We start from the raw sequence: 24,522 nt of genomic DNA, 5'->3' as shown, positions 1-24,522 counted from the left end.
TTGGACCGCCGTCCAGACTAGCTCACAGCGCACTGAGAACCCGTGAGGGCGGGCCCGGGCGCCGATGATTCAGTAGCTGCGGAGCAGGTCCACGAGCACGCCGTGGCCGAAGTCGAGCGCTTCGAGCGGAACACGTTCATCGACGCCGTGGAACATGCCGGGAAAGTCGAGATCCGCGGGAAGCCGCAGCGGAGCGAACCCGTAGCCCGTGATGCCCAACCGTGCCAGCGACTTGTTGTCGGTGCCGCCGGAGAGCAGATACGGCAGCACGCGGGCTTCTGGGTCGGCGCGCTTCAGACACGCCGTCATGGCGTCCACCAGCTCCCCGGCGAACGGCACCTCGAGACCGATATCGGAGTGCACCTGCTCCAGCTCGATGTCGTCGCCGACGATCGCACGGATCTGGTCGAGGATCGACTCCTGATCGGCCGGCAGCGCGCGCACGTCGACGAGCGCCTCCGCCGTGTCGGGAATGACGTTGTGCTTGTATCCCGCCTGCAGCACGGTCGGGTTGCTGGTGCTGCGCAGGCTGGCCTGGATGAATCCGCCGCCCTTGCCCAAGCGGAGCACGAGATCTTCCGGGGACACGACGTGCGGGTCCTCCCCCAGGATCTCGGCGATGGCGTCGACCAGGTCTCTGGTGGTGTCGGTGAGCGTCACCGGCCACTCGTGCCGTCCGAGTGCGGCGATCGCTTCGGCGAGGCGGGTCACGGCGTTGTCGTGCCAGACGCGGGAGCCGTGGGCGGCCGTGCCGCGCGCCCGCAGCCGAATCCACTCGAGCGACTTCTCACCCGTCTGCACGAGGTAGGCCCGCGTGCCCGCGATATCGATCGAATACCCGCCGACTTCGCTGATCGCCGTCTCCGCTCCCGCGAACAGCTCCGGGTGGTTCCGCACGAGATGCTGGGCGCCGTACACGCCGCCGTTCTCCTCATCGGCGAAGAAGGCGAGAATCACGTCGCGTCGCGGCCGCTCGCCGCCCCGCAGCAGTTCGGCGACGGCGGTGAGGATCATGGCGTCCATGTCCTTCATGTCGACCGCGCCGCGCCCCCACAGCATGCCGTCCTTGATCACGCCGGCGAACGGGTCGACGGACCAGTTCGCGGGATCCGCCGGCACGACGTCGAGGTGTCCGTGGAGCACCAGTGCCGGCATCGATGCGTCGGCTCCCGCAACCCGCGCGATGACGCTCGCGCGACCGGGGTCGCTCTCGAAGATCTCCGGTTCGAGACCGAGCTCGCGCAGGTACGCCGCGACGTAATCGGCCGCCGGCCGCTCGGGCTCGGCATCCCCGCCCCCGCGGTTGGACGTGTCGATGCGGATCAGATCGCGCGCAACGCGGGCCGTTTCAGACAGCGCGTGCTCGGAGGTCTCGAGGCTCATGCTTCCAGCGTAGCCCGGTGGACGCTCAGCTGCCCTGGATCACGAGGCAGAGCAGCAATCCGAGCACTCCGACGACAGCGGAGGCGATCATCGAGGCGGCCATGACCCGCAGCCGACGGGGTCCCCGCTGCACGGCGAAGCGGGCGATGAACAGGACGCAGGTGCAGGCGAGCATGAGCGCTCCCGTCGCCACCGCGACCGGGACCATCGGTCCGGGTCGGAGCGCGATGATCGCGACGACCGGAACCGCACCCGCGACGAGCAGGAGGCTCCCCATGACCACCCAGATGGTCCCGGACGCCGTGGTGAGGGCGGGTTGCTGCGTCACCCTCGTCGGATCGGCGCTCGAAGCCCCACTCCGGCTGTGTTCTCCGCGCGAATCGTTCATCGTCCACTCCTCCCCTCACGGTAACGCAAAAGAGGCCCTCCTCTCGGAGAGCCTCTTTCGTTCACGTGCGCGGAGGGGGACTTGAACCCCCACGCCCTAATACGGGCACTAGCACCTCAAGCTAGCGCGTCTGCCATTCCGCCACCCGCGCGAACGATTCGGAACCTTCATCGGCCGAACAGAAGATAACTTAGCACGGATCTCGAGGGCTGATCGAATCGGCCCGGGATCTCGCGCGCGTCGGCTCCCAGCGCCCCGCACCAGCGGGCGAACGAGCCGCTCACGGCCGGAGCCGTCGGCGCAGCAACTCGATCCGCTTCTGCAGCTGCGTGACCGATGCCTGCGCCACCGCAGGCCCACCGCAGACCCGACGGAGCTCGGTGTGGATGTCTTTGTGCGCTTCGCCAGAGACCTTCGCGTACATGCCCACGAGCGAGCTCAGCAGCTTCCGCTGCTCCCCGAGCGTACGATGCAACGCCTCCGGCGATTCGGCTCGGTCGGGGGCGTGTTCGAGAATGCCCTGCTTCCCCGCGCTCCGGCGTGCTTGCCTGGCCTGCCGCTGCTGCAGCAGCGCCTTCACCTCTTGCGGCTCGAGCAGCCCGGGGAACCCGAGGAAATCGAGTTCCTCCTCGGTCTCCACCTCGGCGTATCCGCCGAATTCAGCACCGTCGAAGACCGCGCGGTCGAAGTGGGCGTCGGAGGCGAGGGCCTGATAGACGAACGTCTCCCCCTCGACCAGCTCCGACGATGCCTGGTCGCCTCGCTCGGCCTCCGCCATCAGTGCGGCCTCGGCGTCCCACATCTCCTCGGCGCTCTTCGGGCCCTCGAGCACATGGTTCCGCTCTTTCTCGAGCTCAGCCGCGAGCTGCATGAGGGCCGGCACGTTGGGGATGAACACCGAGGCGACCTCCCCGCGGCGGCGCGAGCGCACGAAGCGTCCGATCGCCTGCGCGAAGAAGAGCGGCGTCGAGGAGCTCGTCGCGTAGACGCCCACGGAGAGCCGCGGCACGTCGACACCCTCCGAGACCATGCGCACGGCGACCATCCAGCGCTGCTCCCCGCTCGAGAAGGCATCGATCTTCTCCGACGCTCCGGCGTCGTCGGAGAGGATCAGCGCCACGTCCTCCCCCGTGATGTCCTTGAGCTGCGCGGCGTACGACCGCGCCGAGGCGTGGTCGGTCGCGATCACGAGCCCTCCGGCATCGTGCACGTGCTGCCGCACCTCGGTGAGCCGGCGATCGGCCGCGCGCAGCACCTTGCCGATCCAGTCTCCCGCTGGGTCGAGCGCAGTCCGCCACGCCTGCGAGGTCACGTCCTTCGTGTTGCCCTCGCCGAGCGCCGCCTCCATCTCCTCGCCCGCCGATGTCTGCCACCGCATCTTGCCGGCGTACACCATGAAGATGACCGGGCGCACGATGCCGTCCGCGAGCGCACGCCCGTATCCGTAGTCGTAGTCGGTCAGGGAGAGGCGCGACCCGTCCCCCTGCGGCGCGTACTGCACGAAGGGAATCGGCGCTTCATCTGACCGGAAGGGGGTTCCTGTGAGGGACAGCCGCCGTCGCGCGTTTCCGTAGGCTTCACGGATCGCGTCGCCCCAGCTCAGCGCGTCGCCGCCGTGATGCACCTCGTCCATGATCACGAGCGTGTCCTCGTGCTCGGTCAGCAGCCGGTGCTGCACCGGCTTCATCGCCACCTGCGCGTACGTCACTGCGACGCCGTGAAAGTGGCGCCCGTAGGCGAGCCCGTCGCTGTTCGAGTAATTCGGGTTCAACCGAATACCCGCGCGTGCGGCCGCGTCCGCCCACTGCGTCTTGAGATGCTCGGTGGGGGCGACGACGATGATCTGCCGAACGGTGTGATTGGAGCGCAGGATCGCCGCGAGTCTGAGCGCGAACGTCGTCTTGCCGGCTCCCGGCGTCGCAGAGGCGAGGAAGTCGCGCGGGGCCGCGTCGAGGTAGCGTTTGATCGCTTCCTCCTGCCAGGCGCGCAGCGTACCCGCCGTCCCGTGCGCTGCGCGCTCGGGATAGGCGGGAGGCAGGTGCTCGGCTGCACTCGTCCCAGGAAGGTGGAGGCCCGGATCCGAATCTGTCACGACGTTCTAGACTATCGCTGTAAGCCGACCGCTGCGTCCTCGCCGACGCCCGCGAGCGGCTCCCCCCACCGCCCCAGACACTCAGAGGTAAGCAATGGCACAGGATGACGGCGCTCCGCAGACCCGAGTCGAACTTCCGTGGTCGCGTTTCGTGGCCCTCGGTGACTCGTTCACCGAGGGCGTGGGAGATCCCGATCCTGACAGCCCGGGCGGGCTCCGCGGGTGGGCCGATCGCGTCGCGGAGGTGCTGAGCCTCTTCGATGAGGACTTCGCGTACGCGAACCTCGCCGTGCGCGGCAAGCTGATCCAGCAGATCGCCGACACGCAGGTGGACGCCGCCCTCGATCTCCGCCCCGACCTCATCAGCATCTGCGCCGGCGGCAACGATGTGATCCGTCCTGGGACGGATCCAGACGAGGTCGCAGCGAAGCTGGAGCGCATCGTCGAGCGGCTGAGCGTCGGCGGCGCGACCATCATGCTCTTCACCGGAGTGGATACCGCGTTCCAGCCCGTCTTCCGCTCGATCCGGGGCAAGGTGGCCATCTTCAACGAGAACGTGCGGAAGGTCGCGCAACGCCATGATTGCATCGTCGTCGACCAGTGGGCGCTCGACGAACTGCACGACAGCCGCTACTGGGCCGGCGATCGACTGCACCTGAACGCGCTCGGGCACCACACCATCGCCCGGGCGGCGCTCGCGGCGCTCAGCGTGCCTCACGATCTCGCTCCGCTCGAGGTGCCGGATCTCCCCGAGCGGAGCTGGCGGGCCGCACGTCGCGAGGACGTCGTCTGGGCTCGCGAGCACTTCGTCCCGTGGGTGATCAGGCGGATCAAGCACGTGTCATCGGGCGACCACATCGAAGCGAAACGGCCCATTGCAGCGGCGCTGCGCCCGTCGAGACACGGGGCTGCCGAAGACTAGCGCGAGCGAGTAGTGTGGGGCGCATGACTCACCTGACGAAGCAGATCGCAGATACCCTGGTCGAGGTCGGCGTGCACTCCGCGTACGGCGATCCCGTCGAGGTCGACGGTTCGACACTGATCCCGGTGGCGTACACGGCCTACGGCTTCGGAGCCGGGGAAGGCGCCGGTGCCGGTGAGGGCGTCGCCCAGGGAGAAGGATCAGGCGGTGGCGGCGGCGGGTTCTCCATTCCCGTCGGCTCCTACATCACCCGCGAAGGCACCACCCGATTCGAGCCGAACCTCATCGCTCTGCTCGCCGTCGGCACCCCGTTCCTCTGGGTCGCCGGCCGAGCGCTCGCTCGCATCATCAAAGCGCTCAAGAAGTAGCGGCGTTCTCCAGGCCGGGCCACACCCAGGCCGATCGCGGCAGGGCGCCGGGATCGAACCGCTCGACGAGCAGCTGCGGATGCACGCGTTCGCCAGGCGCAGCGAGATCGAGCGACTGCGCGAGCACCGCGAGCACCTCCTCGGCGCTCGCGCCGGCACTCCGCAGGTCGGCGAGCGTGACGGCGCCGTCGCGCTTGGCCAATCTGGCACCCGACGACCCGAGCACGAGCGGCACGTGCGCGAACTCGACATCGGGCGGTGACGGGAGCCCGAGCAGACGCTGCAGCACGATGTGCCTCGGCGTCGATGTCACGAGATCGTCTCCGCGCACCACCTGGTCGATGCCCATCGCGGCATCGTCCACCACCACGGCGAGGTTGTAGGCGACCGTCCCGTCGCCGCGACGCAGCACGAAGTCATCGATCTCTCCGACAACGCGGCCCCGAATCCGATCGTCGAACTCCGGGGCAGCCATACCGGTCGGCACGCGCAGCCTCAGGGCGGGCCGACGCGGCGCGATGCGCTCGCGCTCTCGAGCCCGCTCAGCCTCGCTGCGGTCCCGGCAGGTGCCGGGATACGCGCCGGGCGGGGCGTGCGGCGCACTCGGGGCCGCGAGAATGTCGGCGCGGGTGCACGTGCACTCGTACACGAGGCCCGCCTCGGCGAGCCGGTCGATCGCGGCGTCGTGCCCGCGACCCAACTCCGACTGGAGCACCGCCTCCCCGTCCCAGTCGAGGCCGATCCGGGACAGGTCGTCCAGCTGCCGTGCGGCCGCGCCGGCGTCTCTGGCGCGATCCAGATCCTCCACGCGCATGAGAAATCTCCGCCCGCTCGCTCGGGCGAAGCACCAGGCGAGCAGCGCGGTGCGCAGGTTCCCGACGTGCAGATCCCCCGAAGGACTCGGAGCGTAGCGTCCGGCCCCGTTCGCTCCCGTCATGCCGTTCATCCTCTCATGAGCCCGTTGCAGCAAGGAGCGTGGAGCGCCTGCGCCATGCGGGACTACGCTTGAGTTCGACCGCAAGGAGGCGCACGTGTCAGAATCCCACCCCGAACCGCACTTCGACCTCGACGAGCTGCACACCCTGCTGGGGCCGCGTCTCGTCCGCGACCCGGAGTTGATCGCTCCGTACGCCGTCGATACGTCGCGCGCGGTGGCCGAGGGCGCACCGCTCGCCGTAGTGCTCGCCGAATCGACAGCTGACGTGGCGGCGGCACTCGGCTGGGCGAACCGTGCAGGCGTGAAGGTGAGCGTGCGCGGCGCCGGGACCGGCCTCGCGGGGGGCGCGATGGCCTACGCCGACGGCCTCGTCGTCTCGCTCGAGCGGATGCGCACCATTATCGACATCGACGTGCCGAATCGGCTCGCAACCGTGCAGCCGGGGGTCGTGACGGCCGACCTCGACGCCGCAGCTCGTGACCACGGGCTGTTCTTCCCACCCGACCCCGCGAGCGCGCGGATCAGTACGGTGGGCGGAAATATCGCTACGAACGCCGGCGGCCTGCGCTGCGTGTCGCACGGCGTCACGAGCGATGCGGTCGCGGCGCTCGAAGTCGTGCTCGCAGACGGCCGGGTCATGCGGTCCGGCGCGCGCACCCGCAAGAACGTCGTGGGATACGACCTGACGCGGCTGTTCGTCGGGTCAGAGGGAACGCTCGGCGTCATCACCGAGGCGACCGTCAGGCTGAAGCCCGTTCCGCCCGGCTCTCCCCGCACCTTCCGCGCGAGTTTCGGGACGCTCGAGGACGCCGGGCGGGCGGTGACCGCGATCGTGAACAGCGCGGCGCGCCCCGAGGTGCTCGAGTTGATGGACGCCCTCAGCGTCGAGATCATCGAGTCGTTCCACCCCAGTGGCCTCACGGTGCCGGCGGGCGCCATGCTCGTCGGGCAGACCGTCGGGTGGGACGCCCAGGAGCAGGCGGAGGCCATCACCGCCATCTGCCGGGACGTCGGGGCCGACGATACCGAGATCTCCGAAACCGACGCGCTGCTCGAGGCCCGTCGCCTCTCGAATCCAGCGCTGAATGCGCGCGGACTCAAGATCTCCTGCGATGTCGGCGTTCCCGTCGCCGCCCTGGCGGAGGTATTCCACGGCATCGCCGAGATATCCGCGAAGCACGGCAAGCGGGTGTCGACGGTCGCGCACGCCGGCGACGGCAATCTCCACAGCACCGTCGAGTCTCCCGACACACCCGTCGGCATTCGCGAAGCCGACGCGGTCATCGACGACATCACGCGGCTCGCACTCGCGCTCGGCGGCACCATATCCGGCGAGCACGGCATCGGCTCGGTCAAACGGCACGAGCTCGGATGGCAGCTCGATACGGTCGCGCTGAGCGTGCAGGTGGCGATCAAGCGGGCACTCGATCCGCTCGGAACGCTGACACCGGAGCGAGGCATCTGACGCGCTGTCAACGGGCTTGCCGCTCGGTCCGCGGCAGCGGAAGACTGGCGCCAATCGTCTTTCGACGACCCGCACCACCGACTGGAGGCTGACATGAGCACACCGCGCGAACTGACCCCCGAGACCGTGATCGACGTGATGCGCGAGGAGCGCTTCGTCATGCTGTCGACGGCGACCCCGGACGGGAAAATCGTCTCGCACCCGATGACTCCTCAGGAGGTGACCGATGCGGGCGACGTGTGGTTCTTCATCGGCCTCCAGGGAGACCAGGCCGATGCGATCCGCGCGAACCCTCAGGTGAATCTCGCCTTCGCTGAGACGGGCAGCTGGCTCTCCGTCTCAGGACTCGCCGAATTCGTGACCGATGAGGCGAAGGCGCGGGAGCTCTGGGACGGCGAGGTGGACGCGTACTTCGACGGCGGGCTCGACGACCCGAACCTCGGGCTGCTCCGGGTGACCGGCGAGTCGGCCCAGTACTGGGGTGTACCGGGCGGAAAAGTCGCCGCAGCCGTGAAGATCGCCGCTGCCAAGATCACCGGAAGCGAAGGCCCGGGCCGGTCGGGCACGACGGAGCTCTGAGCGGGCGCGAGCCTTCGCTGCGCCCGGCTTGATCGGGCGCAGCGAACTGGTCCGCCGCGGGCCTTGCAGACTGGTCCATTGCTCGGACCACTGGCAAGATCGAAGCCATGCGCATCCTCTCGATCCAGTCCTCGGTTTCGTACGGCCATGTGGGCAACTCCGCAGCAGTGTTCCCGCTGCAGCGCATCGGCGTCGATGTCATGCCGATATACACGGTCATGTTCTCGAATCACACGGGATACGGATCTTGGCGCGGCCCGATGATGTCCGGAGACGACGTCCGCGAAATCGTCGTCGGCATCGGAGAGCGGGGCGGACTCTCCGACGTCGACGCCGTACTGTCCGGCTATCAGGGCGGCGACAGCATCGGAGACGCGATCCTCGACGCGGTAGCTCGCGTCAAGGAGGCGAATCCCGACGCGATCTACGCCTGCGATCCGGTGCTCGGCAATGCGCGATCGGGATGCCACGTCTCGCCCGAGGTGCAGAACCTCATCCGCGACCGCGTCGTTCCGCGCGCAGACCTCATCACGCCGAACCAGTTCGAGCTCGGGTTCCTCACAGGCACCTCACCCGATACGTTGGATTCGACGCTCGCCGCCGTGGATCTCGTTCGGGCCGCCGGCCCGAGCACCGTGCTGGTGACGAGCGTCGACCGCCCCGATCGGCCCGATGATGCGATCGAGATGCTCGCGGTGACCGATGCAGGCGCGTGGCTCATCGAGACGCCGCGCATCCCGTTCAAGGTCAACGGCTCGGGAGACGTCACCGCAGCGCTCTTCACCGCCCACTTCGGCCGCTCGGGCGATGGCGCCGACGCGCTCGAGCGCACGACGGCGAGTGTCTTCGCGTTGCTCGAGCGCACGTACGCTGCTGGTTCCCGCGAGCTGCAGCTCATCGAGGCCCAAGAGGCATACGCGCATCCCGACATGCGATTCAGCGCACAGCGCGTCCGCTGACCACCGCCGGGCGAGGCAGCGAGCGGGCTCCGATCCTCCTGCCCCGACCAACCCCGTGCGTCACGCGAGCGCCGCCCCGAGCAGCACACCGCAGATCGCGAGCCCCGTCGCCGCTCCGAGCGCGCCGATGCCGTTCGCGATCGCGGCGCCGTAGCGACGACGCGCGAGGAGCTGCACGGTGTCGACGCTCGCGGTACTGAATGTCGTATAGCCCCCGAGGAATCCGACCGAGACAACCATGGCCGCCGGATGCTCCAGCGCGAGACCGGTCACCACCCCGATTGCGAACGATCCAGTGAGATTCACCGTCAGGATTCCCCAGGGGAAGCTCGCGCGGCGGTCGGCAGGGACAGCGCTGTCCACCAGATAGCGGATGACGGCTCCGGCACCGCCCCCGGCTGCGATGCTCAGGGCCGACCACAGGTCGCTCACCGGGTCGCCTCCGATGCGACGGGGCGTGTATGCGCCCTCGCGATCCGTTGCCCGAGCAGTACTCCCAGCCCGCTCGCAATCGCACCGCCGGTCACCGTGGCGAAGGCGTATCCCATCGCCATTCCGAATCGCTCGTCCAGGAGCGAGGCCGCGAGGTCTGCGGCGAGCAGACTGTACGTCGTGAAGCCGCCGAGCAGACCCGTGCCGAGCAGCAGGCGCAGCCGCCGCCAACGCACCTCGTCCCGCGCCGTCGTGCCCGCGATCAGCGCGCCGAGCGCGAACGATCCGAAGACGTTCACGACGAGCGTCGCGAGCGGAAAACCGCCCGTGGCGTCGACCGGGCCGATGGCCGTCGAGACGCCGACCCGCGCGATCGAGCCGAGAGCACCGCCGAGTGCGACCAGGCCGAGATCGGGAAGTCGGGAACGAAGGGTCACCCGGATCAGTGTACGCGCCCGGATGCGCTGACGCGGGAGCGAGCGGCCGGCATCCGCGACCCCGCCGCCGCCCCCGCCGGAGCGGGAGGGAGCCTCGCGAAACACGTCGAATTCCGCTAGCATCGCAACAAAGTTCGCCATGCCGAACTTTCAGATTCGACTACACGAGAGGTGGCGGTACGTGCATCCGAGACCAAGACGACGAAGCGCTCGGGCAATCTGCTCACTGGTCGGCGTCGTGCTCCTCGCGACGGGATGCGCGACGGCGGCTGCCGACCCCTCGAGCACGGATGCCGCGGGAGAACGACCGGTCGTGCTCACGACCTTCACCGTGCTCGCCGACATCGCCCGCAACGTGGGAGGCGAACACGTGGAGGTGCGCTCCATCACCAAGGTCGGCGCCGAGATCCACGGCTATGAGCCCACCCCGCTCGACATCGCCAAGGCATCGGAGGCCGACCTCATTCTCGACAACGGACTCGGTCTCGAGGCCTGGTTCAAGCGCTTCGTCGAGCAGGCCGACGCACCGCACGTCGTGGTATCCGAGGGCATCGATCCCATCGACATCGCCGGCGACGCGTACGCAGGGAAACCGAATCCGCACGCGTGGATGAGTCCGCGCAATGCGCAGATCTACGTCGATCGCATGGTGGCCGCCTTCAGCGAGCTCGACCCCGAGCACGCCGAAGACTTCGCGGCGCAGGGCGCAGCCTACCGCTCCGAGCTCCAGGCGGTCGAAGACCGGCTCACCGAGGCCGTCGACGCGCTTCCCGAGTCGCATCGCGCGCTCGTCACCTGCGAAGGGGCGTTCTCATATCTGGCGCGCGATGCGGGACTCACCGAGCGGTACATCTGGCCGGTGAATGCCGAGCAGCAGGCGACGCCTCGACAGATCGCCGACACGATCGAGTTCGTCCGCGAGCACCAGGTTCCCGCAGTGTTCTGCGAGTCCACGGTATCGGACCGCCCGATGCGGCAGGTCGCAGCGTCCTCTGGGGCCGCCTTCGGAGGCACGCTCTACGTCGACTCGCTCTCCGCCCCCGACGGACCGGTCCCGACCTACCTCGACTTGCTCGCGCACGACACCGACGTGATCGTCTCCGCGCTCGGCGGGAAATCGGAGGAAGCGTCATGAAGACGTCCATCTCGGTAGAGCATGTGACCGTGCGCTACGGCGATGTCGTGGCGCTCGACGACGCTTCGCTGGAAGTCGCGGCGGGCCGCGTGACCGGGCTGATCGGGATGAACGGCTCTGGGAAATCCACGCTCTTCAAGTCCATCATGGGCGCGGTCCGCCCAGAGCTCGGCAGCGTCCTCATCGACGGCATGGCCCCCGCCGCCGCACGGTCCAGCGGTCGCGTCGCATACGTGCCGCAGAGCGAAGACGTCGACTGGGCATTCCCCATCTCCGTTCGCGACGTCGTGATGATGGGGCGTTACGGCAGGCTCGGGGTGACCCGTCGCCCGCGCGCCGCGGACCGCGCTGCCGTCGAGCAGGCGCTCGCGCGCGTGGAGCTGGCCGAACTCGGCGATCGCCAGATCGGGGCGCTTTCCGGAGGCCAGAAGAAGCGAGCGTTCGTCGCGAGATGCATCGCGCAGGATTCCGAATTGCTCCTCCTCGACGAACCGTTCGCCGGCGTGGATCAGCGCAGTGAGGCGATGATCGTGCGCCTCCTCCGCGAACTCGCAGCCGCAGGCCGCACCGTACTCGTCTCGACGCACGACCTCCACGCCCTGCCCGACCTCGCCGACGAGGCAGCCCTGCTGCTGCGACGCGTCCTGTTCCACGGTTCCGTCGAGGAGGCTCTGATGCCGGAGCGCTTGGCGCACGCCTTCGGGCTGGACGCTCGTGACGCGAGAGAGACGGGAGAGACGCTGTGACCCCGATCGATTTCATCCTCGAACCGCTGCAGTACGAGTTCATGGTGCGCGCCATCATGACGACCACGATCGCCGCGGTTGTCTGCGCGCTCCTCTCGTGCTGGCTCGTGCTCACCGGCTGGTCCCTCATGGGCGACGCGGTATCGCACGCCGTTCTGCCGGGCGTCGTCCTCGCCTACCTGGTCGGCGCGCCGTTCGCTCTCGGAGCCCTCATCTTCGGATTCCTCGCCGTCGCACTCATCGGAGCGATTCGCGATACGAGCCGGGTGAAAGAGGACGCCGCAATCGGCATCGTGTTCACCACCCTGTTCGCTCTCGGCCTCGTGCTCATCTCCGTGACCCCGAGTCAGACCGATCTCACTCACATCGTCTTCGGGAACATCCTCGGCGTGTCCGATGCCGACCTCCTGCAGATCGCCGCCCTCGCCGCCATCGCATTCGCCGTGCTCATGGTGAAGCGCCGCGACCTGACCCTGTACGCCTTCGATCCGACGCATGCCCACGCCATCGGGCTCAGCCCGCGCTTCCTCGGAGCGCTCCTGCTCGGACTGCTCGCGCTGACCTCCGTGGTCGCGCTCCAGGTGGTCGGCGTGATCCTCGTCGTCGCAATGCTCATCATTCCGGGAGCGACCGCGTACTTGCTGACCAACCGATTCCACCGTATGCTGATCATCGCGCCGGTGCTGTCGGCCGTCTGCTCCGTGACGGGCATCCTGCTGAGCTACTGGATGGATGCCGCCTCCGGAGGCCTGGTGATCCTCGTCCAGGGCAGCGCGTTCGCCCTCGCCTACCTGTTCAGTCCGACGCACGGCCTGCTCGTGCGCGGTGCGGGGCGACGACGCCGGCCCGCGCGGCGCTCCCCAGCCTCGGCGACCGCCTCAGGGTCGGCTGCCGGGCTATGACCGATGGGGCGTCGGAACCGGCCACGACTCGGGGACGTGCCCATCGCCCATGTCCGGTTCGGGCAGGAGCCCGTCGGGATCGTGGAGCGCAACACGGTGTCCGTCGAGACGCAGCCGACGCATGCCTTCGAGCGTCATCCGACGGCCGACGTCGAGAAACCGGTCGACCCGGCTCACATCGAACAGGACGAGCGTCGAGCCCGGTTCGATCGACTGCAGGCGATCGAGCACGGCCTCAGCCCCGGCGAATTGGATGGCTCCCTGCAGCACCACGGTGATGCGGTCATCGCTCCGTTCGATCGTGCGGATCGGGGCTGACCCGACCGGGCCGGCTGTCATGAGATGCAGGTTCATGTCCGAGGAAAGCCGGCGAAAGGCCTCAACCCCTCGCGCACTGTTCCCGTGCCCGTCCAGGCGTGGAGAGAAGAGCCCGATGCCGAGCTGTCCGGGCAACACGCCGAGCATGCCTCCCGAGACCCCGCTCTTCGCCGGAATCCCGACCTCCGAGAACCACGTGCCAGCAGCGTCGTACATTCCCGCCGCCGCCATCACCGAGAGCGTCTGGCGCGCGACATCACTGGGCACCACCCGGTTGCCGGTGTGCGGCTGCACGCCGTCATTCGCGAGACACGCGCCCATCACGGCGAGATCGCGCGCCGTCACCATGATGGAGCACTGCGCCGTGTATCCCGCCACGGCTTCATGGGCGGACGTCGAGAAGATGCCGTAGTTGCGGAGCAGGTGCGCGAGTGCCAGGTTGCGGTCGGCCGTTTCGAGCTCGGACTGCATGACCGCCTCGTCGATGCGCAATTCGCGATCGGCCAGGACGGAGAGGAACGCCCGCGCACGGTCCGTGCGCTGCGCGCTCGTGGCACCCTCGCCGACCAGAAGCTGGTGGGCGGTGATCGCACCGGCGTTGATCATGGGGTTCCGGGGCCGATGCGACCCCTGCTCGAGGGAGAGTTCGTCGAACGCCTCTCCCGAGGGCTCGACACCCACCGAGCGCAGTACCCGCGGCAGGCCGCGATCCATGATCGCTGCAGCGTAGATGAACGGCTTCGATACGGACTGGATGGAGAACTCCGCATCCGCGTCCCCGGCGGCGTGGATTCGACCGCTCGTCGTCATCAGCGCAATGCCGAAGCGATCCGGATCAGCCGCTGCGAGTTCGGGGATGTAATCGGCCACCGCCCCGTCGACATGCCAGCTCAGGCCGTCGAGTATTTCCTGCAGGTATTCGGGAACGGGCGTATGCATGCGGTCTCCTCGGTGCGCGGCTCGCCGAGCGCACAGCACCCACTGTAGTTGCCCGCACCGACAGCAGAACGGCCCCGCCGAAGCGGGGCCGTTCTCTCCTGTGGTGGATCTAAGGGGACTCGAACCCCTGACCCCCTGCATGCCATGCAGGTGCGCTACCAGCTGCGCCATAGACCCAGGGAAGTCGAGCGAATGCTCGCCCGACAACTCTTCTACTGTACATCACCCGGACACGTGAGAGCCAAATCGAGGGATCTCGGGCGCGTCATTCTCAGCTGTCGGCGTGCCCCTGCGGAACCGCAGGAATGAACTCCGTCGTATCGATCGTGGGGCAGTCCTGCCAGAGCTTTTCGAGCTGGTAGAAGTCGCGCTCCTCCTGGTGGAAGACATGCACGATCAGGTCGCCGAAGTCGAGCAGGATCCACCGGCCGCTCTCACGGCCCTCCCGGCGAACCGTGCGCACGCCTGCTCCGTTCAGCGCATCCTCGATACCGTCGGAGATGGCCTGCACGTTGCGCTCGACGGAGCCGGTCACGATGAGGAACACATCGGCGAGGCCGAACTGCTCCGTCACTTCGAGAGCGACCTGCGCCGTGGCTCCCTTCTCGTCGGCCGCCACTACGGCGAGCTTCAGGTCGGATCGCACATCTCGTGTCTCAGTTGCAGCGTTCAGTTCGTGTCCTTCGTTCAACATGTTCGAGCTTCGGTCGGTCAACCGAAGAATCCGTTGCTCGCGCCCCAGGCGCCCAGTCCGACCACCACGATGAGCAGCCCTCCGCCCGTCAGTGAGAGCACGAGCGGCAGTTTGCTCTTCTCCCGGGTCGGCTTCGCCACGACCGGAATACTGGAATCGACCCGAGCGCTCACAGCGTGACGCGCAGACACCGGGGCCGGCCCCTCGTTCGCCTCGTCGCGGGGCGGCACCTGGTCGCCGGTGATCGGGTCCATCTCGATCGAATCGTGCAGCGCCGAATGCCCACCGGTTTCGCCCAGTGACTTCGGGAGCTTCAGAGAACCGGTGACGTAGAGATCGCCAGTCGCACCGAGCGGCCCAGTCAACCCACCCGTGTCTTCCGGCATCGTCGGCAGGATCAGCGCGGACGTCCCCGTCCCGCCAGTCGACCCCTCCTGGGCGACTGCACGCGAGATCAGATCGTCGAAGTCTCCGCTCTCGGGATTCTGCTCCGACTCGTTCTGGAACTTCCGCCCTGACGGGTCATCGAACACCGAGCGCCACTCCTCCGGAGGGGCGATGTCGGGGAACGAATAGCTCTCACGCTCCTGCGGATTCGCGCCGTTACTGCGATCGGACCCGTCCGTCGCGGCAGCGCTCGCACTTGCGGCGCCGGCGAGCGGCGCCTCATCGCTCTGCTGCGCCGGAAACGCGACCGTCTGCGGCGACGCAGAAGGAAGATCTTCTGGGACTTCAGCGGGAGGCGTCGGGCGCGCGGCATCGAGAACCGTCGTCTCGGGCTCGGCCTCTGCCGCCGGCTCCTCTTCGGCGATGATCTCAGCCACAACGGGCTCGGCATCGGAGGCCGAGGCCGACGGCGCGTCCTCCGGGCGCTCACTCGTCGGCTGGTCAACGCTCTCGTCAGCCGCTGCTTCTGCTTCGCGCGCAGCGGCGGTGTCGGACTCCGTCTCCTCTGTCGCCTCGGTGGCCTTCTGATCCGGGTCCTCGGCGGGCTGACTAGCCTGCTTCGAGCGCTGCCACGGGAACCGCCGCTTCGACTTCGCGGGAGCCGCATCGGCCGAGTCCTCAGCAGCCGGTGCGTCGACCGGGGCGTCCGACGCACCAGCGACCGCTGCCGCGTCGACCACGGGCGCGCCAGCATCGAAGGACTGGCCCTCCGTCGCCGCTTCCTCGGCGTCGATCTTCTCCGCCGACTCCGCCTCGCGCAGCTCTTCGACAGTGAAGGGCTCCGTCGGTGGCGACATCAGTGTGTCGAAGTCGGGCTCTCCAACTGCCGGTTCCGCCACGACGACCTCGAGGTCGCCCGATTCGCTTGCAGCGCCGCTCTCGTCGGCAGGCTCGACCACGCTCTCGTCTTCCACCACGGAGGCGATCACAGCTGGCTCGTCCGATTCCGCTGCCTGGTCGACGATCTGAGCCTCGTCCACGACGACGGCTTGCTCGACGACGGGGGCATCATCCGCGACCGGGACTTCATCGGCGACGGGGGCATCATCCGCGACGAGAGCGTCATCAGCAACGGGTGCAGCAACAGCTGCGTCTTCTGCAGTCGGAACCTCTCCAGCAACCGGAGCCCCGCCAGCAGACGGATCGTCCTCACCAGCAGTCGGCGCTTCGGCGCCAGACGCATCCTCGCCGACGGGGTGACCGAGGGCCGCGAGCGCCTCCTCGCGCAACTGACGCATCTCGCGCCGGCTCCGTGGGGTCCCATCCGGATGGAAGGGTGAGATCTCGATGTCCGCTCCCGCGGTCGGTCGCGCAGCACTGACCGGAGGGCTCGGAGCGTCGCTGCTCCCGGCGCCGATCTCCGAGAGATCCATGGCGCCGGTCTCCTCAAGGTCGCGCATGCGCCGCTCACGCCGGGTCAGCGGTCGTTGTTCGTCCTGCTCGCTCATCACTCTGTCGCTTCCTCGGTGTATAGCCCGTGCTTCGCAATGTACTGCACCACACCGTCAGGGACGAGGTACCACACCGGATAACCTCGGGCGACTCGTGCCCGGCAGTCCGTCGACGAGATCGCCAGCGCGGGAACTTCCAACAAGCTTACGTGTTCCTCCGATAATCCCGAAAGCGAGAGGTCGTGACCGGGGCGCGAGACGGCGATGAAATGAGCGTAATCCCAGAGGTGCTCGACATCCTTCCAGCCGAGGATCTGCTCGACGGCGTCCGCGCCCGAGATGAAGAACAGTTCGGCATCGGGATGCTGCTCGTGCAGATCTCTCAGGGTATCGACCGTGTAGGTCGGTCCCGCGCGATCCACATCGACCCGGCTGACGGTGAATCGCGGATTCGACGCCGTCGCGATCACCGTCATCAAGTACCGGTGTTCGCTCGCTGAGACGTTCTGCTTCTGCCAGGGCTGGCCCGTCGGCACGAAGAGCACTTCGTCGAGGTCGAAGCTCTGAGCTACCTCACTGGCAGCCACGAGGTGACCGTGATGAATGGGATCGAACGTGCCGCCCATCACCCCGATCCGACGTGTGTGTGGCACGGTCGGTGCGCTCTTCTAGTGGTGCGTTGCCGAGCCGTGCTCGCGAGCGTACGCCTCTGCCTTCGCCGCGTGACGGTTGGCGACATCGCGGAACGAGAAGGTGACGGCCGCGATCGCGACGAACGCAGCGAAGACGATGACGCCGAAGACGACAGCCGGGAACGGCAGCTCATTGACGATGTGGTGCCCCTCTTCGGCGGCAGCTGCGATCGTGGCAAGAAGTGACATTGGTGGTCCCCTGCATTCGTTACGGTGGGTGGTACCGAACCAGTCTAGCGGGTGGCGTCAGCGGATCTGGCCAGCGCCGCGCACCAGCCATTTCGTGCTGGTGAGCTCCGGAAGGCCCATGGGTCCGCGCGCGTGCAGCTTCTGCGTCGAGATGCCCACCTCGGCGCCGAAGCCGAACTCGCCACCGTCCGTGAAACGCGTCGAAGCGTTGACCATGACGACGGCGGAATCGACCTCTGACAGGAATCGCTCGGCATTCGCGTAGTCGCGTGTGACGATCGCCTCCGTGTGGCGAGTCGAGTAGCGCTGGATGTGCAGCAGCGCCTCGTCCAGAGAATCGACCACCTTGATGCCCATCTCGAGCGCCAAGTGCTCCGTGCCCCAGGTCGAGTCGCTCGCCGGCGAGACGCCCGGCACGCGCTGCGTGACCGCCGTATCGCCGTACAGTGTCACATTCGCGGCGAGCAGTGACTCTGAGAGCCGCTCGAGCAGACGGTCGGCTGCGCCGCGGTGCACGAGGAGCGTCTCCGCCGCGTTGCAGACGCTCGGCCGGTGCGTCTTCGCGTTGAGCGCGATCTCGACCGCCATGTCGTCGTCGGCGGTCTCGTCCACGAAGACGTGCACGACGCCGGATCCGGTCTCGATCACGGGGACCGTCGATTCGTTCACCACGGTCGAGATGAGTGCTGCGCTCCCGCGCGGAATGAGCACGTCGACGTAGCCTCGCGCGCGCATCAGCTTCCCGGCGCCCTCGCGGCCGAACGGATCGATGGTCTGCACGGCTCGGCCGTCCAGCCCCGCGCTCGTCACAGCGCTCTGGATCAAGGCCACGAGCTCGGCATTCGTGTGCTCCGCGGCGCTGCCGCCGCGGAGCACGACGCCGTTTCCGCTCTTCACGGCCAGGGCGGCGATGTCGATCGTCACGTTGGGGCGGGCCTCGTAGATCGCACCGATCACGCCGAACGGCACCCGCACCTGGCTGATCGCGATTCCGTTCGCCAGCGTGCTGCCGCGCACCACCTGCCCGACGGGGTCCGGCAGTGAGATGAGTTCTCGAACCGCTGCGGCCAGCGCACGCACTCGTGCCTCGTCGAGCCGCAGACGGTCGAGCAGGCCGGCGCCGATGCCGTTCTCCTCGCCCCTGGCGAGATCCCGAGCATTCGCGGCGACGATCTCGGGAACCGCGTTCTCGAGCCCGACGGCGATCGCCTCGAGCGCAGCGTTCTTCGAATCAGTGGTCGCAGCGGCGAGCGTTCGAGCGCCGCTACGGGCGCGCTCGAGCCGTTCGACGAAGGCATCGGCAGCAGACATGGCACACAGCTTATCGCGCCGCTCAGGGCTGAGCAGCGCTGAGCAGCGCTGAGCAGCGCTGAGGCGAGCGAACTCAGGCGAGCCGGCTCAGGCGAGACGGCTCAGGGTCGAGCGGCGAAGCGAGTTCCGTGATCCGCCCCGTCGAGCACCGCGGCCAACAGCCGTGTCTCAGTGAGGAGGACGGTGGCGCCGGCGTCGGCCGCCAAACGGGCCGCCTGCACTTTCGTCGCGGCTCCCCCGGTGCCCCAACCCGACTGGCTCTCGCCGATCTCGATCCCCTCCAACGGGTCGCCGTAGGCCACCGCTGCGATGCGCTGAGCGCCGGCCATCATCGGGGGCGCCGTGTAGAGCGCATCGACGTCGGAGAGCAGCACAAGCCGGTCGGCGTCCACGAGGCGTGCGACGAGCGCGGCGAGACGATCGTTGTCGCCGAAACGGATCTCATGCGTCGCGACGGTGTCGTTCTCGTTGATGATCGGCAGAATGCCGAGCTGCAGCAACCGTTCGATGGCTCGTCGAGCGTTGTCGCGGTGCGTGGGATTCTCGATGTCCTGCGCCGTGAGCAGCACCTGCCCGGCGATGATCTCGTGCGTCGTCAGGGCCCGCTGGTAGCGGTTGACCAGAATGTTCTGCCCGACGGCCGCAGCCGCCTGCTGGGTTGCGAGGTCGTCAGGGCGCTCCTCGAGGCGCAGAAACGGCACTCCCGTCGCGATCGCGCCACTGGATACGAGGATCACCTGCGCGCCCGCTGCGTGCAGGCGTGCCAGCGAGGCGACGAGTTCGGGGATCTGAGCGGCGTTCGCCCCGCTCACCGAGGACGAGCCGACTTTCACGACGACTCTGCGGGCCGAGAGCAATTCGTCGCCGTGCGTCACGCCTGATCCTCCCAGAGCCCCGCTTTCCGCTCGCGCTCCAGCTCGGCGCGCGCTTCGGCCTTCGCATCCATGAGGCCGTGGTAGTCGACGCGACGCTCCTGGTTGGTGCGCCGTCCGTTCTGGTCGACGCGGAGGTCGGTGCCGCGAGCGCCCATCTGCACCTCTGCGGCGCTCGTCATCGTGGGCTCCCAGTCGAAGACGACTCCCGATCCGGGGCCGATCACCACAGTCGACCCAGCGACCGCCCCGGCCTTCACCAGCGCGTCTTCGATGCCGATCTTCTGCAACCGGTCAGCCAGATATCCCACGGCCTCGTCGTTCTTGAAGTCGGTCTGGGCCACCCAGCGCTCCGGCTTCGCGCCCAGAATGCGGTAGATCGTTCCGTAGCTGCCCCCCTCGGGCACGACGCGGAACCCGCCGTCGTCGACGGCCTTCGGCTGCAGGACGATGCGTTCCTGCACGGGTGCTTCGTCGATGCGCCGCTGCCGCTCGGTCTCGACGAGCTCGGCGAGCGCGAAGCCGAGCTCACGAAGCCCTTCGTGCGACACGGTGGAGATCTGGAAGACCCGGTAGCCTTGCGCCTCGAGCTCCGGTCGCACGAACTCGGCGAGCTCGCGCCCCTCTGGCACGTCGATCTTGTTGAGTGCGATGAGCTGCGGTCGATCGAGCAACGGGGTCTGTCCCTCGGGCACGGGGTATGCGGCGAGCTCGTTCTTGATGACCTCGAGATCCGAGAGCGGATCGCGCCCCGGCTCCAACGTCGCGCAGTCGAGCACGTGCAGCAGCGCACTGCACCGCTCGACGTGACGCAGGAAGTCGAGCCCGAGGCCCTTCCCCTCGCTCGCGCCCTCGATGAGACCCGGCACGTCGGCTACCGTGAAGCGGTGATCGGCGACCTGCACGACACCGAGATTCGGGTGCAGCGTCGTGAACGGGTAATCGGCGATCTTCGGCTTCGCAGCACTCATAGCGGCGATCAGGCTCGACTTGCCGGCCGACGGATAGCCGACCAGGGCGACGTCGGCGATCGTCTTGAGCTCGAGGGTGAGCGTGCCCGACCAGCCTTCGGTCCCCAACAGCGCGAACCCGGGGGCCTTGCGCTTCGTGCTGGAGAGCGCGAGGTTGCCCAGACCGCCGACACCGCCCTTCGCCGCGATGAACCGCGTGCCGGGCTCGGTGAGGTCGATGAGGGTCTCCCCCGCCTCGTCTTTCACCACGGTGCCGACCGGCACCGGGAGCACGAGGTCGGCGCCATTGGTGCCGGCTCGATAGTCGCCCGCGCCGTATCCGCCGTTCTCGGCGGTGCGGTGCGGTCGCCGATGGTAGTCGAGCAGGGTGGTCACCTGAGGATCGGCGACCAGCACGACGTCTCCGCCATGCCCGCCGGCTCCACCATCTGGACCCGCGAGCGGCTTGAACTTCTCGCGGCGGATCGACACGCAGCCGTTTCCGCCGCGACCTGACTGGACGTGCACTTGCACCTGATCGACAAAGGTGACCATTACTGTTTTCCTGCCCCTAGATACGGCAAAAGGCGAGCCGAAGCCCGCCTCGCCGTTGAATGCCTGAAGTTAGGCTGCGGCCACGATGTTGACGACCTTGCGGCCGCCCTTCGCACCGAACTCGACTGCGCCCGCCGCGAGGGCGAACAGCGTGTCGTCTCCGCCACGGCCGACGTTGGCGCCGGGGTGGAAGTGGGTTCCGCGCTGACGGACGATGATCTCGCCGGCGTTCACCTGCTGGCCGCCGAAGCGCTTGACGCCGAGGCGCTGCGCGTTCGAGTCGCGGCCGTTGCGGGTGGAGCTGGCGCCCTTCTTATGTGCCATGAGTCTCTACTCCTTGAATCGTAGTCGAAGCGATTACTTGATGCCGGTGACCTTGAGGCGCGTCAGATCCTGACGGTGCCCCTGGCGGCTCTTGTAACCGGTCTTGTTCTTGTATCGCTGAATCACGATCTTCGGGCCGCGGAGGTCGTTGAGCACCTCTGCGGTTACCGTGACCTTGGCCAGCTCGGCCGCGTCGGTCGTCACCTGGTCGCCGTCGACGAGGAGCACCGCGGGAAGCTGAAGCTTGCCCGTGGAGTCGCCCGAAACACGGTTGACGGTGATGATCGAGCCGACCTCGACCTTTTCCTGACGTCCGCTTGTGCGCACTACTGCGTAAACCACTTCATACCCTTTTCTCGAGGATCGCCTTGCGTGTCGAACCGCAGCGCCGCCGCGATCGAAGCTTGTGTTTGCCACCCCGAGGAGTGGCACCAACGGTCAATATTATCTCGAAGCACCGATTTTGGTCAAATAGGCGCCCCCGCGTGTCATGAGCGACCCGAATCCTTGCGCTTCGCCGTCGCGTCGAGCGCCTCGGCGAGGGCCATCTGGGCGGCCTGCTTCGGATCGACTGGCGCCGCCTCCGGAGTCTCCGCACCGGCATCTGAGGTTCCCTCGGTGCGACCAGCATCGACGCCGCCGCGCAGCTGCGCCGTTGACACTCGGCGATTGCGCGCTCGTCCGTTGCCGGCAGCCGGCGCCGCCGGAAGGGCTTCGAGCACCGAGTCGAGCAGTGCGTCGGCGACCGGCTCCGCTCGATCCCTGCGCGCTTCCGTCGAGCGCGGCGCCCGGTCAGAGCCCAGCTGAGCCCGACCCGTGGCCCGTGGCGTCTCCGGACCGTGCGACCGGGCCCCGTGCGGTCGATCCTCTGGCGATCGATCATCGCGGGCGGGCGCGCCGGTCTGCGCTGCACCCTGCAGGGCTCGCGCGAGATCCTCGTGCTCCGACTCCTTCGCCGCCTGCAGCGTCGAGGCGGCGACCTGAGCCAGCATGTTCTTCGCGCCATCGGTGATGGCGTGCGTGTGCGACTTCGCCTCGGCCTGCTGATGCTGCTGCTGTGGCTGCGGGTGCTGCTGCTGCCCTCGGCCGCGCTTCGATCCGCGCGCAGGCGCCTCGCTCCGGTGGTGCTTGCTCACCGGCTCGTGATGCACGATGACTCCGCGACCGGCGCAGACGTCGCAGGGCTCGCTGAACGACTCGAGCAGCCCGAGGCCGAGTTTCTTGCGGGTCATCTGCACGAGCCCGAGCGAGGTGACCTCGGCGACCTGATGCTTCGTCCGATCACGGCTGAGGCACTCCACCATGCGACGGAGCACGAGATCGCGATTCGACTCGAGCACCATGTCGATGAAGTCGACGACGATGATGCCGCCGATGTCGCGCAGTCGCAGCTGGCGCACGATCTCCTCGGCGGCCTCGAGGTTGTTCTTGGTCACGGTCTCTTCGAGGTTGCCGCCGGAGCCGACGAACTTTCCGGTGTTCACGTCGACGACCGTCATCGCCTCGGTGCGGTCGATCACGAGTGATCCGCCGGACGGAAGCCAGACCTTCCGGTCGAGCGCCTTCGCGATCTGCTCCGTGACACGGTACTCGTCGAAGATGTCGCGCTCTGCCTGGTACTGCTCGACGCGCTCGAGCAGATCCGGGGCGACCTGCGAGAGGTAGTTCTCGATCGTCGCGTACGTCTCGGCGCCCGAGATCGTCAGCCGGTGGAAGTCTTCGTTGAAGACATCGCGCACGATCTTGATGAGCATGTCCGGCTCGGAGTGCAGCAGCACCGGGCCGCCGCCCTTCTCGACGCGCTTCTGAATCGACTCCCACTGACGGGTGAGGCGCTGCACGTCATGCGTGAGCTGGTCCTCGCTCGCGCCCTCCGCGGCGGTGCGCACGATCACGCCGGCCCCGTCGGGCAGCACCGCTTTGAGAATCTTCTTGAGTCGAGCACGCTCGGTATCCGGAAGCTTCCGGGAGATTCCGTTCATGGCTCCACCGGGCACGTACACGAGGAACCGGCCTGGAAGGGAGATCTGACTCGTGAGCCTCGCGCCCTTGTGCCCCACCGGATCCTTCGTGACCTGCACGAGCACCTGATCGCCGGGCTTCAACGCGTTCTCGATTCGCCGGGCCGTATTTCCGCCCTCGAACTCTGACCAGTCGACCTCGCCCGAGTAGAGCACCGCGTTGCGGCCACGGCCGATGTCGACGAAGGCCGCTTCCATGCTCGGAAGCACGTTCTGCACCCGGCCGAGATACACGTTGCCGATGAGGGAGTTCTCGCTGGATCGCGCGACGTAGTGCTCAACGAGCACCTTGTCTTCGAGCACGCCGATCTGCACGCGATCGGAGGTCGTGCGAACGATCATCTCGCGATCGACCGATTCACGCCGCGCGAGGAACTCGGACTCGGTGATGACCACGCGGCGTCGACCGGCGTCGCGCCCGTCGCGCCGCCGCTGCTTCTTCGCTTCGAGGCGGGTCGAGCCCTTGACCTTCTGCGGCTCGGTGATGACCGGCGCCTGCCGAGGCTGGCGGCGCGGCGCGTCCTCTTCCGGCGCCGCCGGGGCATCGCTCGACGTGCGCCGACGATTGCGCCGCTGGGACGTGCCTGCTTCCCGCTCGTCCCCCGCCTCATCGCGTGAGAAGCGCTCGTCCAGCAGGTCGTCGAGCTGACGCAGTTCGGTCGGCCGGAACTCCACGCGCCTGGGGCGGGGGGCGATCGGCGGCACGTCCGGTGCGAGGAAGAGCAACCTGGTCGTCGCCCTGAACCGCTCCTCAGGCGTCATCTCTGCGAACGGCAGGATCAGGGGCGGCGACTCGGCGAGCGGCCGCTCCGCCTCCGCTGCCTCGGCGGAGCCTGCGTGCGCCTCCACGGTCGGGGGAAGCTCCTGCTCCTGCGAGGGCTCTTCGCCCGGGTTGTCGTGCTGTTCGGTTGCTGTGTTCTTCACCATTCCTGGTGTCTCCTCTGCCCCGGGAGAATGCGCATTCCCCAGAGGTTGCTCATCGTGCGGTATGACCCGCGAATCCTGTTCTCCGCGAGCGGGTTCGCTCGCGCTCGGTCGTTCATCGACCGGTGAAGGCCTTCGACCTTCAAAAGA

25 protein-coding genes and 2 tRNA genes are annotated in these 24,522 nt (G+C 67.9%); 8 read left to right on the top strand and 19 right to left on the bottom strand.

Translation table 11 applies throughout. The features are described 5' to 3' along the window. Window positions 1–69 precede the first annotated feature (69 nt). From JE033_RS00540 to JE033_RS00525, 4 genes are all read right to left on the bottom strand, one after another. Complete coding sequence (locus tag JE033_RS00540; RefSeq protein ID WP_200328753.1) at window positions 70–1,383, bottom strand: M20/M25/M40 family metallo-hydrolase; 1,314 nt, start codon at window positions 1,381–1,383, stop codon at window positions 70–72. A gap of 25 nt (window positions 1,384–1,408) precedes the next feature. Then, window positions 1,409–1,771, bottom strand: coding sequence for a hypothetical protein (locus JE033_RS00535; protein ID WP_200328751.1), 363 nt, complete (start codon window positions 1,769–1,771; stop codon window positions 1,409–1,411). A gap of 66 nt (window positions 1,772–1,837) precedes the next feature. Then, window positions 1,838–1,922 (bottom strand) — tRNA-Leu (locus tag JE033_RS00530). A gap of 129 nt (window positions 1,923–2,051) precedes the next feature. Continuing rightward, window positions 2,052–3,863, bottom strand: a complete 1,812-nt coding sequence (locus JE033_RS00525; RefSeq protein ID WP_090149134.1) for a DEAD/DEAH box helicase — start codon at window positions 3,861–3,863, stop codon at window positions 2,052–2,054. A 94-nt stretch (window positions 3,864–3,957) separates the two neighbouring features. Between JE033_RS00525 and JE033_RS00520 the strand changes: the two genes are divergently transcribed. Beyond that, window positions 3,958–4,785, top strand: coding sequence for an SGNH/GDSL hydrolase family protein (locus tag JE033_RS00520; RefSeq protein WP_090149137.1), 828 nt, complete (start codon window positions 3,958–3,960; stop codon window positions 4,783–4,785). A 23-nt stretch (window positions 4,786–4,808) separates the two neighbouring features. Beyond that, on the top strand, window positions 4,809–5,153 hold the full coding sequence (locus JE033_RS00515) for a spore germination protein GerW family protein (protein WP_200328749.1): 345 nt from the start codon (window positions 4,809–4,811) through the stop codon (window positions 5,151–5,153). Here JE033_RS00515 and gluQRS read toward each other — a convergent pair. Next, on the bottom strand, window positions 5,143–6,090 hold the full coding sequence (gluQRS, locus tag JE033_RS00510; protein ID WP_200328747.1) for a tRNA glutamyl-Q(34) synthetase GluQRS: 948 nt from the start codon (window positions 6,088–6,090) through the stop codon (window positions 5,143–5,145). The two genes, JE033_RS00515 and gluQRS, sit on opposite strands and share 11 nt — an antisense overlap. A gap of 94 nt (window positions 6,091–6,184) precedes the next feature. Here gluQRS and JE033_RS00505 point away from each other — a divergent pair, with 94 nt between their 5' ends. From JE033_RS00505 to pdxY, 3 genes are all read left to right on the top strand, one after another. Continuing rightward, window positions 6,185–7,555: an FAD-linked oxidase C-terminal domain-containing protein gene (locus JE033_RS00505; RefSeq protein ID WP_200328745.1), complete on the top strand. Its 1,371-nt coding sequence runs from the start codon at window positions 6,185–6,187 to the stop codon at window positions 7,553–7,555. Between the two features lie 93 nt (window positions 7,556–7,648). Continuing rightward, window positions 7,649–8,134 (top strand): pyridoxamine 5'-phosphate oxidase family protein, encoded by a 486-nt coding sequence (locus JE033_RS00500; protein ID WP_090149146.1) that lies wholly within the window; start codon window positions 7,649–7,651, stop codon window positions 8,132–8,134. A 107-nt stretch (window positions 8,135–8,241) separates the two neighbouring features. Next, entirely contained in the window at window positions 8,242–9,093 is an 852-nt protein-coding gene (pdxY, locus tag JE033_RS00495; protein WP_200328743.1) for a pyridoxal kinase PdxY, read from the top strand. A gap of 60 nt (window positions 9,094–9,153) precedes the next feature. On the opposite strand, the gene crcB is transcribed toward pdxY, so the two are convergent. After that, window positions 9,154–9,525 (bottom strand): fluoride efflux transporter CrcB, encoded by a 372-nt coding sequence (gene crcB / locus JE033_RS00490; RefSeq protein WP_200328741.1) that lies wholly within the window; start codon window positions 9,523–9,525, stop codon window positions 9,154–9,156. Then, window positions 9,522–9,962, bottom strand: coding sequence for a CrcB family protein (locus JE033_RS00485; RefSeq protein ID WP_336662083.1), 441 nt, complete (start codon window positions 9,960–9,962; stop codon window positions 9,522–9,524). The genes crcB and JE033_RS00485 overlap by 4 nt, the downstream gene beginning before the upstream one ends. Before the next feature lie 139 nt (window positions 9,963–10,101). Between JE033_RS00485 and JE033_RS00480 the strand changes: the two genes are divergently transcribed. Genes JE033_RS00480 through JE033_RS00470 form a run of 3 tightly spaced genes read left to right on the top strand, consistent with a single transcriptional unit; the run spans window position 10,102 to window position 12,745 of the window. Beyond that, on the top strand, window positions 10,102–11,097 hold the full coding sequence (locus JE033_RS00480) for a metal ABC transporter substrate-binding protein (protein ID WP_200328737.1): 996 nt from the start codon (window positions 10,102–10,104) through the stop codon (window positions 11,095–11,097). Continuing rightward, on the top strand, window positions 11,094–11,843 hold the full coding sequence (locus JE033_RS00475) for a metal ABC transporter ATP-binding protein (protein WP_090149158.1): 750 nt from the start codon (window positions 11,094–11,096) through the stop codon (window positions 11,841–11,843). The genes JE033_RS00480 and JE033_RS00475 overlap by 4 nt, the downstream gene beginning before the upstream one ends. A 41-nt stretch (window positions 11,844–11,884) precedes the next feature. After that, on the top strand, window positions 11,885–12,745 hold the full coding sequence (locus JE033_RS00470; RefSeq protein ID WP_200330932.1) for a metal ABC transporter permease: 861 nt from the start codon (window positions 11,885–11,887) through the stop codon (window positions 12,743–12,745). On the opposite strand, the gene JE033_RS00465 is transcribed toward JE033_RS00470, so the two are convergent. From JE033_RS00465 to JE033_RS00410, 12 genes are all read right to left on the bottom strand, one after another. Beyond that, window positions 12,740–14,002: a glutaminase gene (locus JE033_RS00465; protein ID WP_200328735.1), complete on the bottom strand. Its 1,263-nt coding sequence runs from the start codon at window positions 14,000–14,002 to the stop codon at window positions 12,740–12,742. The genes JE033_RS00470 and JE033_RS00465 overlap by 6 nt on opposite strands. A gap of 101 nt (window positions 14,003–14,103) precedes the next feature. After that, window positions 14,104–14,179, bottom strand: a tRNA-Ala gene (locus JE033_RS00460). 94 nt (window positions 14,180–14,273) lie between these two features. Further along, window positions 14,274–14,648 carry a ribosome silencing factor gene (gene rsfS, locus JE033_RS00455; RefSeq protein WP_370567872.1) on the bottom strand — a complete coding sequence of 125 codons (375 nt, stop codon included), beginning with the start codon at window positions 14,646–14,648 and terminating at the stop codon, window positions 14,274–14,276. A gap of 65 nt (window positions 14,649–14,713) precedes the next feature. After that, window positions 14,714–16,591 carry a hypothetical protein gene (locus JE033_RS00450; protein WP_200328725.1) on the bottom strand — a complete coding sequence of 626 codons (1,878 nt, stop codon included), beginning with the start codon at window positions 16,589–16,591 and terminating at the stop codon, window positions 14,714–14,716. After that, entirely contained in the window at window positions 16,591–17,187 is a 597-nt protein-coding gene (gene nadD / locus JE033_RS00445) for a nicotinate-nucleotide adenylyltransferase (RefSeq protein WP_336662089.1), read from the bottom strand. The genes JE033_RS00450 and nadD overlap by 1 nt, the downstream gene beginning before the upstream one ends. Window positions 17,188–17,202: 15 nt before the next feature. Beyond that, entirely contained in the window at window positions 17,203–17,415 is a 213-nt protein-coding gene (locus JE033_RS00440; protein WP_090149188.1) for a hypothetical protein, read from the bottom strand. 57 nt (window positions 17,416–17,472) lie between these two features. Further along, a complete protein-coding gene (locus JE033_RS00435; protein WP_200328723.1) occupies window positions 17,473–18,726 on the bottom strand; it encodes a glutamate-5-semialdehyde dehydrogenase in 1,254 nt (417 codons plus the stop codon). A gap of 101 nt (window positions 18,727–18,827) precedes the next feature. Next, window positions 18,828–19,601 (bottom strand): glutamate 5-kinase, encoded by a 774-nt coding sequence (gene proB, locus JE033_RS00430; protein WP_090149197.1) that lies wholly within the window; start codon window positions 19,599–19,601, stop codon window positions 18,828–18,830. Next, window positions 19,598–21,103, bottom strand: coding sequence for a GTPase ObgE (obgE, locus tag JE033_RS00425; RefSeq protein ID WP_200328721.1), 1,506 nt, complete (start codon window positions 21,101–21,103; stop codon window positions 19,598–19,600). Before obgE ends, proB begins: the two co-directional genes overlap by 4 nt. A gap of 69 nt (window positions 21,104–21,172) precedes the next feature. Further along, window positions 21,173–21,427 (bottom strand): 50S ribosomal protein L27, encoded by a 255-nt coding sequence (gene rpmA / locus JE033_RS00420; RefSeq protein ID WP_010157307.1) that lies wholly within the window; start codon window positions 21,425–21,427, stop codon window positions 21,173–21,175. Between the two features lie 33 nt (window positions 21,428–21,460). Next, window positions 21,461–21,769 (bottom strand): 50S ribosomal protein L21, encoded by a 309-nt coding sequence (rplU, locus tag JE033_RS00415; protein ID WP_090149206.1) that lies wholly within the window; start codon window positions 21,767–21,769, stop codon window positions 21,461–21,463. Window positions 21,770–21,915: 146 nt separating this feature from the next. After that, window positions 21,916–24,375: an Rne/Rng family ribonuclease gene (locus JE033_RS00410; protein WP_200328719.1), complete on the bottom strand. Its 2,460-nt coding sequence runs from the start codon at window positions 24,373–24,375 to the stop codon at window positions 21,916–21,918. Between the last annotated feature and the right edge of the window lie 147 nt (window positions 24,376–24,522).

This window comes from Leucobacter sp. L43 (assembly GCF_016597785.1).
Lineage (GTDB): Bacteria > Actinomycetota > Actinomycetes > Actinomycetales > Microbacteriaceae > Leucobacter > Leucobacter alluvii.
The sequence above is the reverse complement of the archived record's forward strand: the minus strand, read 5'-3'. Positions and strand labels throughout refer to the sequence as shown.